We start from the raw sequence: 12,039 nt of genomic DNA on the forward strand, positions 1-12,039 counted from the left end.
GAGCTGGATTCGAACCAGCGAAGGCTGAGCCGTCAGATTTACAGTCTGATCCCTTTGGCCGCTCGGGAACCCCTCCAATGCAACGGAGCTGATAATAGCAAAACTTGTATTTAAGTAAAGAAAAAAGCTAAAGAAAAATGAAATAAAGCCGATAAATATCTATAACCTACAACAATCGGCTAAAGTCTATGCAAATCGATGATTTGTTAATCACAGAGGGGCAGTTGAGCACACGGCTCAATAAAAGTGTCCACGAACACCGCAGAGGAGAGTTTTCTCTTTTACTTGCAATGCTTTCTCATGATGCTCTGGATTTTAGTCAGTTTCATTTACCAAAAACAGAAATTGAAAATTTAATTGTTGAAGAGGATATACTGCGTAGACAAATTGGAGCAGCTCCTAAACAACTTTTAGCCCCAGATAAATTTGATATGTTAATAGGGCAATATAATGCATCCTTATTAGTAAAGAATGGGGAGCGTTCAGGAATGAGCGATATTAAATTGAACCATTGTTTAAATCCAGAGCCTCTTTCGATAAGGGATGACGCTACATACATCCCGCTTAATGTGATTGATAATTGTGAACTTGCAGTACGTAGGCGTTTAAAAAGCACTGAAACTCAACTCTCTAATCCACAAATGGATGCCGCTGCTTTTTATGATAATCTTAATAACGAGAATCTACACCAGCCTTTGCATCTTGCTAGCGCTTAAATGATCAAGCCTATAAAAGGCTTTAAGTTCAAGTTAGACAATTTATATGCGAATGCAGACAACCTTAATTTTTTTAAAAACTGATTTAGTGTAAAAAAAGCATCCAAAAATTTATTGCAATTGCTATAATGAGTACAAATGGTATGACATTAAATGCCGTTATCATTAAATCAAGGTAATTAGGAACGTAATGAAGAAAACATTCACGCTGAATCATGAGAAAATCAAATACCCTCGTATGGTTGATGCTGCAAAGCACGAAGTGAAAAAATATTTGAAGAGAGAGCGTAATAAAACGCTGCCTGAAGATGCTGACTATTGGGCATTCGATTGTAAGTTTGGTAATACAGTTGAAGATGCACAAGTTGTGCACGTTGCTGAGTTAAGCAATCAAATTGGCGAAATTGAAAAGCAAGGTTTAACTTCTTTTTATGTAGAAATTTTAGCGCGACCTGCACAGCGTCAGCAATTAGATCTTGATGACGATGAGTAATACTTAGTTTTAAGTATGTATTAATTCAGAAATGGGCCTTAATTTAAAGGCCCATTTTTTATTGTCTAAATTTTAGTTTAATAGAGTTAAGTTTTTGGTTGTAAACACTTATTTTCCGTGTTTTTTTAAAACCCTTGTGTATCTCTTTTTACCTATCTATTCATATAAAATTATTTATCTTTATATTTTTTGTATAAGTAAAGATATCTTGTGGTTTTAAGAAAGCTCTTTTGCTAAATCAAAAATTGAAGTGAATAACTAGGGTTGAACGACGTTAAGCAAAATTTTACTTTTTAAACTGCGTGGCACTTTTTGTATTTTTTACCGCTGCCGCAAGGGCAATCATCGTTCCTACCAACTTTTATATCAGCAACAGGGTGTATTACCCCATCAAGATAACGCCATTGGCCATCTTCTTTAATAAATTCCGACTTTTCATTTAATTCACAAAAAAGATTTTGATAGAAATAATTCGCTTTAAACTCTACAAATCCCAGATTTTCTTCGTAGCCGGAGTCAATAACAGTTAATTTTATAAAACGACAACTATCTGCAAAGTCTTTAATTTCTTTAACTGGGTTTTCAGCTTGTTTTTCGCTGGCGTAGGTTTGATAAACATATTTTGCATTTTTAAGTACATATGCACTGTAGCGAGATCGCATTAATTGCTCAGGTGTTTGAGCTTGTTGTGTTGCTAAATGAAAAGGCTCACAGCAATCAACATAGCTTTGCTGACTGCCACAAACACAGATTATAGAATTTAGTGAGTTCATAATATTAATATAAAGTATAAAACCCTAGTTTAACAACCTTATTGGGCAAGCGGTATCTCTGTGACTTTGATATTTTTTGTAAAGCAATACAGTTTAGTATTTGTTTTACTTAAATCTAAAGATAAGCTTGTAAGTAGTTGGTTATTAACTATATCAGTCCATGTAATAACAGCTGCAAAATTACCATTATGCAAAGCAGAGTTTAATACGTACTCTAAATTTACTAAATGCTTTTGCCTAATAACAAGTAGCTTACTGGTATCGATTGAGCATGAGTCGAGTAAAGCTTTGCTAGGAACATGATCCGGCGCAATTAATAACGTCCATGCATTCAAGCTATTATATTGGTGCAGCACTTTTAATAACTCAAATGTAGCCGAAATTTCGTCCTCTATTTGAATTAAGTTAACACAATCGCTTTTGTTGTCTTGCTGATAGCTTTTAACAGTTCTTACGGTAATTGGCTGTAACATGTCTCTCACTCACTGGTTGTATATACAGTATGTGTATACAGTAGTTTATACAGTATTTGTGTGCAAGTGTTTTTTGCTATTTATTTGTACAGTCATTCATTTTTAAATGTTACTCAACATTATTTTATTTTTTATCATTTGATTTATAAGACTTATTTTTAGCATCTTTAACTTCATCCAAATTAAAGTAACTATTTATACAGTAGTGCGTTTATTGTAGAGATCAATTTCGCACTTATATTATTTTTTTAACAGTGGTTTTTTGTACTAAATACGATGGAGGTAATTCATAGTGATTATTCAGTACATGGGGTCCTTGGAATTAAATCAGAAAATTGTAATTGGTGAATTTGTTCATATAAGCTTGCAGCATAGCATTGTGCGTCTTTGAAGCGTTTTGTTTCAATATGCTTACGTAAATCAGCTAAAGCGGCAATTGCGGGTTGGTGTTCTTGAGAGCTTGATAAGCTTAACCAAGTTGCAGCATGAAATATACTTTTTGGCACGCCTTGACCTTTAATAAACAATATTCCTAAATAAAATTGCGCTCTATGATCGCCAGACATTGCAGCTAAACGCATCCATTTTGCAGCAAGGGCATTTTGCTTACTCTTTAAATAATAAAGTGCTTTATTTAGCGTCCTTTGTTGACTGTTATCGCTAACCTGCACTGAGTTTATATCGGTTGGTTGCGTTACAAAAAACAGTATATTATCTAACTGTTGCTCTAAATCTTGGTCTTTGGGCATTGTTTTTATCATACTCATTCATTATTTTAGTTACCTCAATAGTTTAGTATACCGCAAGGGAAAATGTCCTTTAAAAGATAATTTTTGTGATAAAATCTTGCCACTTTTTATTATCGTAAGTTTATTATGCTCGAAACCTTATTTAAAATTAATGAAAATGGTTCATCGGTTCGCCGTGAATGTATTGCAGGTGTAACTACATTTATTACAATGGTTTATATTGTATTTGTTAATCCTGCGATGCTAGCTGAAGCGGGAATGGACCAAGGTGCTGCGTTTGTGGCTACTTGCATTGCTGCTGCCATTGGTTGTTTTATTATGGGGCTATGGGCTAATTATCCTTTAGCACTTGCACCAGGAATGGGCTTAAATGCCTTTTTTACATACGGTGTTGTAATAGGATTAGAGCACACTTGGCAGGCTGCATTAGGTGCTGTGTTTATGTCTGGGTGTATATTCTTATTTTTAAGCTTATTTAAAGTTAGAGAATGGATTATTAATGCCATCCCCTTGGTTTTAAAACGCGCTATCGCAACAGGAATTGGCGCATTTTTAGCATTAATTGCGCTTAAAAATGCAGGTATTATTGTGTCTAATCCTAAAACTTTAGTTCAATTAGGAGACATAACATCAGCAGGGCCATTACTCGCTATTTTTAGCTTTTTTGTTATTGCGGCTCTTTTCTATCGTGATTTTAAAAGCGGTGTTTTAATTAGTATTTTATCAGTAACTTGCATTGCATTAGGTTTAGGGCTGGTTGAATATCATGGGGTAGTGGATATGCCTCCTTCTATTCTACCTACTTTTATGCAACTTGATTTTGCTGCGGCATTTGATGTTTCAATGCTGAGTGTTATTTTTGCTTTTTTATTCGTCGATTTATTCGATACTTCGGGCACGTTGGTTGCGGTAACACAAAAAGCAGGATTAGCAGATGAGAAGGGCAATATGCCACGTTTAGGTCGTGCGCTGAGCGCAGATAGTACAGCAACTATTGCAGGTGCAATGCTCGGTACTTCTACGACAACATCTTATATAGAATCGGTTGCTGGTGTATCTGTGGGCGGACGAACGGGTTTAACGGCTGTCGTTGTTGGCGCTTGTTTTTTATTGATGATGTTTTTTGCACCGCTTGCGCAAATGGTTCCGGCTTATGCTACTGCGGGTGCTATTTTATATGTTGCGGTTTTAATGCTGCAAAATCTAAAGTTTGTTAATTGGGATGATATGACAGATGCTATCCCTGTTACCGTTGTGCTCCTAATGACACCACTAACGTTTTCGATTGCAAACGGTATTGCGCTTGGTTTTATATCATATACGGCTGTTAAAGTGTTGTGTGGTAAGCAAGATCAAATAACGATTAGTGTCTGGATATTAACGGCATTGTTTGTCATGAAATTTGTGTTTTTACCTTAATAAATACTTAGATAGTAAAAAGCCCATATAGGTTTATATGGGCTTTTTTAATATTTAATTTTATAAAGGGGTTACCATTTTTTCTTTGGAGCAAACAGTACATCTAAATCATCTTGCTCTTGTTCGTTTTTCTTTTTAAGTGCACTTGCATTAGATGCTCTAAGCTCAACACTTATGGCTTCTAGGTAACCTTCAACTTCTTGGCGTTTAGCGGTTACATAATCATCAGAATAAGAAACAGCGCTTAATGTTGCATGTGCCTTTTCAAAATATTGTCTTGCAGAGCCAACCATATTCGCTGAACGTGCAGATAAACCACGCTTAATTTGGCTTTCAATGTTTATACGCAGCTGCAGTTTTTCAAGGCGTTTATCTTCGGCTACAAACGTTTGGCTATCTACTCTACCTTTATTATGTTCTGAACGTAAAATAACGCGTAACTTTTTTATGCCTTGTATAAGGCTAACGAGTTGCTTGTCGTTACTTGGTAAAGACAGAGTCTCGTTGTTGTTACCTTGCACAGCATTTGTAAGATGTTCTTTTGCTTCATTTAAACGACTTTTCAGTGCTTTAGAATTAGGTGAGTTAGTCACCATGGTACTTAGTGCTTCGTAAATACGGCGTTGTAAAATACGGATAATATATTCAGATAGCGGAATGTTGGCACTATTCATAAGTGCTTCTTCAGTTTCTTCTATTATCGCTTTTTGTTTTGTGAGTTCTTTACGACGCTCGCTTTCTTGTTTTTCTTTGTGTTGTTGTACAGCACTTACCCAAAGTGCAATCACAATCAGTGCAACTATAAGTACAATTATAATAGAAACGATCATGGTGTAATTCTCGGATTCATAACCTAATTCGTTAATCTTACATTAAAAATATGGTTACAGGATAGTTTTGCACCGATTAACTTTAAAATATGCAAATAAAGCGCTACAACCTTAAGGGATTATAAGATTAAACCGGATAATCATTGCTATCTGAAGCATATTTATTGTGCTAGCCTTAAACTCTAAACATATAAAATACATTAACATTGAACTAAAACTACCTTTAAAGTGAAATAACGCTTGGTTTTAGTGAGTGTAGCCTTTATATATAATATGAATAATAACGTTAAAATATGCAGCCATGAAACTACAACAGCTCAGATATATCGTAGAAGTACAAAATCATAAATTAAATGTTTCAGCAACTGCTGAGAGCTTATTTACCTCGCAACCTGGTATTTCTAAACAAGTACGAATGTTAGAAGATGAGTTAGGTGTGCAAATTTTTGGTCGTAGCGGAAAGCATTTAACGCATGTTACTGGTGCTGGTGAGGATATCATTAACATTTCGCGCGAAATACTTTCTAAAGTAGAAGGTATAAAAGCAGTTGCGAATGAGCATACTTTGCCTGATCAAGGTAAATTGAATATTGCCACTACACATACTCAGGCTCGCTACGCGCTCCCAAATGTTATCCAAGGGTTTATGAAAAAATACCCTGCGGTATCACTGCATATGCACCAAGGCACACCACAACAAATATCTGATGCAGCAGCACGAGGCGATGCTGACTTTGCAATAGCAACAGAAGCTTTGCATTTGTATTCAGATTTAGTCATGTTGCCGTGTTATCACTGGAATCGCAGCATTGTAGTAGCTAAAGACCATCCGTTAGCTAAAAAAGCACATAGTTTAACTGTGGCTGATATTGCTCAGTATCCATTAATTACTTATGTATTTGGTTTTACCGGACGCTCAGAGTTAGATAAAGCATTTAGTGCACACGGGCTTGAGCCGCATATTGTATTTACAGCAACCGATGCTGATGTTATTAAAACATACGTACGATTGGGTTTAGGTGTAGGTGTTGTGGCTTCAATGGCAATAGATCAAGTAAGCGATACAGATTTGGTTTGTATTGATGCAAGTCATTTATTTGAAGCGAGCACAACTAAAATTGGCTTTAGAAAAGGCAGTTTTTTACGTACCTACATGTATGACTTTATTGAGCGTTTTGCGCCGCACTTAACCAAAGAGCGAGTAGAGCGTGCAAGTTTAATGCGTAATCAAGATGACGTAGATAAATTATTTGCAGATATAGAATTACCAGTTAAATAGCTGCTTGAGATAGATGTATTATCTAAAGTTCAGGTTAATTACATTCAACGAATAATAAAAAAGCCGTCTACTTTAAATAGACGGCTTTTTTCTTTTTATAAAGAACTGACTAACATTCGATAATATTAACAGCCAATCCACCGCGAGCGGTTTCTTTGTATTTAGTTTTCATATCGTTGCCGGTTTCAAGCATGGTTTTAATCACTTTATCAAGAGATACCTTTTGCTCGCCACTGCCACGAATAGCTAAACGCGAAGCGTTAATCGCTTTAATGGCGCCCATTGCATTGCGTTCAATGCATGGCACTTGCACTAAGCCACCAACAGGGTCACACGTTAGACCTAAGTTATGTTCCATACCAATTTCTGCTGCGTTTTCTACTTGTACAACATTACCACCAACAATTTCTGTTAATGCGCCTGCTGCCATAGAACATGCAACGCCAACTTCACCTTGGCAACCTACTTCAGCACCCGAAATAGAGGCATTCTTTTTATATAAAATACCAATAGCCGCAGCCGTTAATAAATAACGTGTTGCTATATCGCGGTCTACTTCTTTTACAAATTTGTGATAGTACATCAGTACAGCAGGTAAAATACCTGCAGCACCGTTGGTGGGGGCGGTAACTACTCGACCACCAGCAGCGTTTTCTTCATTTACAGCAAGAGCAAATAAATCAACCCAGTCCATTGCACGAAGAGGGTCGTTACTTACTTCTATATTTAGTTTTAAGTATAAACTCGGTGCACGACGTTTTACTTTTAAGCCACCTGGTAAAATACCTTCGGTTCGAACACCACGGTCAATACAAGCCATCATTACTTGCCAGATATGAAACAACTCATCTTTTACTTCATCTTCTGTGCGTAGTGTCTTTTCATTTTTCATCATCAAGCTTGATACGCTAAAGCCAGATTCTTTACACATTTCTAGCAGTTCTTTTGCGCTATCGAATGGAAAAGGAGCGGGGTTTTCTTCTCTAATATCGAGGGCAGCTTGTTTTTCGTTTTCAAATTCTTCGTCAGTAACAATAAAACCGCCACCGATAGAGTAATACACTTTACTGTAAACTTTTTCGCCGTTGTTTGAGGCAATAATTTCCATTGCATTAGAATGCTTTGGCAGGGTTTTACGACGATGAAAAACAATAGCACCTTGTTTTGGAAACTTTGCTTTGTGTATTTGATTTAAATAAATAACCTGATCATTTTCAATGGTCGCTAAAATATCATCGACTAAATCGGCATCTATAGTTTCAGGATCGTAACCAGCTAAGCCAAGTATTACTGCTTTACCTGAACCATGTCCAACGCCTGTTTGACCTAACGAGCCATAAAGCTCTACTTTTATATCGGTAACATTTGCTAATAATTGTTTTTCTTGGAGTTCATTAACAAATAAACGTGATGCGCGCATTGGACCAACGGTGTGTGACGACGATGGGCCAATGCCAATGCTAAACATATCAAATGCACTGATCATAATGTGTGTGTCTCTACTTTGTTTCTCAGCACGAGGCTGTTCTTTGAACGGTCGACCATGATAACGTGGAATTGCAATTGTGTAACTACTAATAGCGAAGATTTAAACTGGTAAGGCGAGTTGTTTTGTAAAGTTTTTTATAATGTTTGCCGTAGCACCCCACAGTAGTCCATTAGGCGTTTTAAACCCCTGCAAAATCACTGTTTTTCCAAACCGTTGAAAAGGTAAAGGTTGCCAGTTAGCTTCGTTATTTAAATCTGAGATCGACAACAAAAAGCTGGCTTGCACTTCATTATAGTCATTTTCCCACGAGGTGCCTTTGCTTAGTAAGCCTACGTACGGGCTAATACTAAAACCCGTTAAAGTTGAATACTCAGGTAAGCTGCCTAATACTTTAACGTTACTCGCGGCAATATTTAACTCTTCTTTTAATTCACGAAGTGCTGTGGTGCGAAGAGTAACATCGCTTACTTCAAATTTGCCCCCAGGCAAACAAATCTCGCCAGGGTGATGGTGTAAATAGGTAGGGCGCTTACACAGTAAAATATGGGCATGGTCATTTATATCAATAATAGGCAGCATAACAGCGCTAGCACGCTTTTTACGCGTGTCTTTTAATTGATTTGGCGCAGCCGTAGGGCTTAACAGAAAACGCGCCATAATATGTTCACTATTCAAAGCGACCTACTGTTTTAATAAAGGGAGGATTTTGTTTACTTTATCGTATGTTTCTTGATATTCCAATTCGACTTTAGAATCAGCTACGATTCCGCCGCCTGCCCAACAGTAAATTTTTTGTTGGTGGCATACCAAGGTACGAATAGTAATACTGGTGTCCATATTGCCGCACGCACTTAAATAGCCAATTGAACCACAGTAAATACTGCGACGATGTGGCTCTAGTTCTTCAATTATTTGCATCGCTCTTATTTTAGGTGCGCCAGTAATAGAGCCGCCCGGAAAAGCCGCCTCAAGCTGATCGACCGCTGTTTTTCCTTCATCAAGTTCTGAGGTTACCGTGCTCACTAAATGATGCACTGCCGGAAAGCTTTCGATAGCAAAAAGGGAAGGAACCTGAACACTTCCAGGCTTTGCTACTTTGCCTAAATCGTTACGCAGTAAATCAACAATCATGACATTTTCAGCGCGATCTTTTGCTGATGCAGCGAGTATTTGTGCTTGTTGTTGATCCTCTAAAATATCTACTTTTCGTGGCAGTGTGCCTTTAATAGGTTTGGTTTCTACAACGTTATTATTTACAGATATAAAGCGCTCAGGGGAGATTGATAAAATAGCCCCTTGAGGGTGATTTATAAAGCTTGAAAACGGCGCTTTATTAGCCTCACGCAGTTTAATATAAGCTGCCCAGGGGGAGCCTTCAAACTGAGCGTTAAAGCGCTGCGCTAAATTAATTTGGTAACAATCGCCACTTTTTAAATACTCCTCAATTTGGGCAAATTTTGCAGCATACGCATCTTTACTCATGTTTGAGTACCAATCAGTACTCAATTTGAAGTTTAAGTTAGTTATTGGTGCATCTAAATACTGCTCATAAAGCTTGAGGCGATTAACGTTTGGCTGCGATACGTAAAACCAGCTTTGTTGCTGTTTATCGTAAATAAGGGCATCTAAATAAAGACCAATAGCCATTTGAGGAAGATTAATATCTTCGATAGCATTAGTGGGAATGTTTTCAATTGTACGGCCTAGGTCGTAGCCAAAGTAACCAAGCCAACCGCCGTTAAAGGGTAAATCGTAATCGGCTTTTGTTTTATCAAGAAGTGCAAGTTCACTATTCATTATTTCAAAACAGCTTTTACAGCTTTGTTGATCATTTAGAAAACTTTTGTTGTTTTGAACTTCAAGCGTTTTTGTAGGTTCGATAGCTATAATATCAAAGCGACTATTTACATGGTCACTATTGGCAGAATCGAGCAATATGGCATAAGGAAGGTGTGCAAAATGTGCAAATACATCAATACAGCTTTGCTTTATGGCTAATTTAATACAATTATTTTTATTGTTTAGCATTTACTACCCCTTTAAGAACTGGCTCGAAACGGGCTGGGAGGGTATCATAAGTCAATTTTTTTGGCAGCACTAAGCTGCAAAAAACAGTGCAAACCACCGTCACCGGTTTGATTTAGTTTACGCGACAACGCGTAACGGTAACTTAAGGAACCACTATGAGTACAATTTGTCAGCAAGATTTTATTGATAGCATTGAAGATGCATTACAATATATTTCGTTCTATCACCCACTTGATTTTGTTCAAGCACTCGAGAAAGCCTACAACAAAGAACAAAGTAAAGCGGCTAAAGACGCCATTGCACAAATTTTAATTAACTCACGCATGTCGGCTGAAGGCAAGCGTCCACTTTGCCAAGATACCGGTATTATTACCTGTTTTGTTAAAGTAGGTATGGATGTTAAGTGGGATAAAACAGATTTAACCGTTCAACAAATGGTTGATGAAGGTACTCGTCGTGCATATTTGAATCCAGATAATCCTTTACGTGCATCTATTGTTGCAGACCCTGCGGGCACGCGTAAAAACACGAAAGATAATACGCCTTCGGTTGTACATATTGATTTAGTGGCTGGTGGTAAAGTAGAAGTAATGGTTGCGGCTAAAGGCGGCGGCTCTGAAAACAAAAGTAAAATGGTTATGTTAAACCCGTCAGATGATGTTGCTGAATGGGTAGAAAAAACATTACCGACAATGGGTGCTGGTTGGTGTCCGCCAGGCATGCTAGGTATAGGTATTGGTGGTACGGCTGAAAAAGCGGCAGTAATGGCTAAAGAGTCGTTAATGGACCCAGTTGATATCCATGAGTTAATGGAACGCGGTGCAGAAACAACAGAAGAAAAACTACGTTTAGAAATTTTTGACCGTGCTAATAAATTAGGTATTGGTGCACAAGGGTTAGGCGGTTTAACAACGGTTGTTGACGTTAAAATTAAAACAGCACCAACGCATGCGGCTTCAAAACCTGTAGTAATGATCCCTAACTGCGCAGCAACTCGTCATGTACATTTTACGCTTGATGGTTCTGGTCCTGCTAATTTAAAAGCACCTAAACTAGAGGATTGGCCACAAGTTACATTTGAAGTGGGCGAAGGCACACGTCGTGTTGACTTAAATACACTGACCAAAAAAGATGTTCAAGAATGGAAAATGGGCGAAACCGTTTTACTTTCAGGCACTATTTTAACGGGTCGTGATGCAGCGCATAAACGTCTACAAGATATGATCAACTCAGGCGAAGGTTTACCAAAAGGCGTAGACTTTGATAATAAATTTATTTATTACGTTGGACCAGTAGATGCGGTACGTGATGAAGCGGTAGGTCCTGCAGGCCCTACAACAGCTACTCGCATGGATAAATTCACCGATATGATGCTAGAAAAAACAGGCATTGTAGGCATGATTGGTAAAGCTGAACGTGGACCTGCAACTGTTGAGTCTATTAAAGAGCATAAATCTGTTTATTTAATGGCAGTAGGCGGTGCGGCTTACTTAGTATCTAAAGCAATTAAAAAAGCACGCGTAGTTGCTTTTGAAGATTTAGGTATGGAAGCTATTTATGAATTTGAAGTAGAAGATATGCCAGTGACCGTTGCAGTAGACAGTGAAGGCGCTAATGCGCATACACAAGGTCCTGCGATCTGGAAAGCTAAAATAGAAGAGCTTGATAGCAAACTAAAATAACGTAAGTTATGCTTTTAAAAGCGAGCCTAGTGCTTAATGCCAGTCAGTTAACAGCTGACTGGCGTTTTTTATTGGGGTATTTACTGGGTTTTGGTTTCACACACCTCG

General features: G+C 37.7%; 12 protein-coding genes. 5 read left to right on the forward strand and 7 right to left on the reverse strand.

Annotated features, from left to right (window positions below; all coding sequences use genetic code 11):
* Positions 1 to 188: 188 nt before the first annotated feature.
* Together I6F65_RS19990 and I6F65_RS19995 are read left to right on the forward strand one after the other, a co-directional pair.
* Positions 189 to 716, forward strand: coding sequence for a VC2046/SO_2500 family protein (locus I6F65_RS19990; RefSeq protein WP_197114584.1), 528 nt, complete (start codon positions 189 to 191; stop codon positions 714 to 716).
* Positions 717 to 906: 190 nt separating this feature from the next.
* The gene (locus I6F65_RS19995) at positions 907 to 1,209 is read left to right on the forward strand and encodes a DUF6172 family protein (RefSeq protein WP_024611565.1); all 303 of its coding nucleotides are present in this window, start codon (positions 907 to 909) and stop codon (positions 1,207 to 1,209) included.
* Between the two features lie 293 nt (positions 1,210 to 1,502).
* On the opposite strand, the gene I6F65_RS20000 is transcribed toward I6F65_RS19995, so the two are convergent.
* The 3 genes from I6F65_RS20000 to I6F65_RS20010 form a co-directional block, all read right to left on the reverse strand.
* Positions 1,503 to 1,982, reverse strand: coding sequence for a YchJ family protein (locus I6F65_RS20000; RefSeq protein ID WP_197114586.1), 480 nt, complete (start codon positions 1,980 to 1,982; stop codon positions 1,503 to 1,505).
* A gap of 38 nt (positions 1,983 to 2,020) precedes the next feature.
* Positions 2,021 to 2,455: a SulA-like leucine-rich domain-containing protein gene (locus I6F65_RS20005; RefSeq protein ID WP_024611562.1), complete on the reverse strand. Its 435-nt coding sequence runs from the start codon at positions 2,453 to 2,455 to the stop codon at positions 2,021 to 2,023.
* A 296-nt stretch (positions 2,456 to 2,751) separates the two neighbouring features.
* The gene (locus I6F65_RS20010) at positions 2,752 to 3,216 is read right to left on the reverse strand and encodes a tetratricopeptide repeat protein (protein WP_197114588.1); all 465 of its coding nucleotides are present in this window, start codon (positions 3,214 to 3,216) and stop codon (positions 2,752 to 2,754) included.
* A 114-nt stretch (positions 3,217 to 3,330) separates the two neighbouring features.
* Here I6F65_RS20010 and I6F65_RS20015 point away from each other — a divergent pair, with 114 nt between their 5' ends.
* Positions 3,331 to 4,623 carry an NCS2 family permease gene (locus I6F65_RS20015; protein ID WP_197114590.1) on the forward strand — a complete coding sequence of 431 codons (1,293 nt, stop codon included), beginning with the start codon at positions 3,331 to 3,333 and terminating at the stop codon, positions 4,621 to 4,623.
* 71 nt (positions 4,624 to 4,694) lie between these two features.
* On the opposite strand, the gene I6F65_RS20020 is transcribed toward I6F65_RS20015, so the two are convergent.
* Positions 4,695 to 5,453, reverse strand: a complete 759-nt coding sequence (locus tag I6F65_RS20020; RefSeq protein ID WP_024611559.1) for a hypothetical protein — start codon at positions 5,451 to 5,453, stop codon at positions 4,695 to 4,697.
* A 301-nt stretch (positions 5,454 to 5,754) separates the two neighbouring features.
* Between I6F65_RS20020 and cysB the strand changes: the two genes are divergently transcribed.
* Entirely contained in the window at positions 5,755 to 6,732 is a 978-nt protein-coding gene (gene cysB, locus I6F65_RS20025) for an HTH-type transcriptional regulator CysB (protein WP_024611558.1), read from the forward strand.
* A gap of 109 nt (positions 6,733 to 6,841) precedes the next feature.
* On the opposite strand, the gene I6F65_RS20030 is transcribed toward cysB, so the two are convergent.
* From I6F65_RS20030 to pabB, 3 genes are all read right to left on the reverse strand, one after another.
* Positions 6,842 to 8,218: an L-serine ammonia-lyase gene (locus tag I6F65_RS20030; protein WP_024611557.1), complete on the reverse strand. Its 1,377-nt coding sequence runs from the start codon at positions 8,216 to 8,218 to the stop codon at positions 6,842 to 6,844.
* A gap of 102 nt (positions 8,219 to 8,320) precedes the next feature.
* Positions 8,321 to 8,896: a CoA pyrophosphatase gene (locus I6F65_RS20035; RefSeq protein WP_197114592.1), complete on the reverse strand. Its 576-nt coding sequence runs from the start codon at positions 8,894 to 8,896 to the stop codon at positions 8,321 to 8,323.
* A gap of 6 nt (positions 8,897 to 8,902) precedes the next feature.
* Positions 8,903 to 10,249 carry an aminodeoxychorismate synthase component I gene (gene pabB / locus I6F65_RS20040; RefSeq protein WP_197114593.1) on the reverse strand — a complete coding sequence of 449 codons (1,347 nt, stop codon included), beginning with the start codon at positions 10,247 to 10,249 and terminating at the stop codon, positions 8,903 to 8,905.
* 155 nt (positions 10,250 to 10,404) lie between these two features.
* Between pabB and I6F65_RS20045 the strand changes: the two genes are divergently transcribed.
* Positions 10,405 to 11,931: a fumarate hydratase gene (locus I6F65_RS20045; protein WP_007583843.1), complete on the forward strand. Its 1,527-nt coding sequence runs from the start codon at positions 10,405 to 10,407 to the stop codon at positions 11,929 to 11,931.
* The last annotated feature ends 108 nt before the right edge of the window (positions 11,932 to 12,039 follow it).

The sequence above is a fragment of the Pseudoalteromonas sp. SWXJZ94C genome, assembly GCF_015864385.1.
Lineage (GTDB): Bacteria > Pseudomonadota > Gammaproteobacteria > Enterobacterales > Alteromonadaceae > Pseudoalteromonas.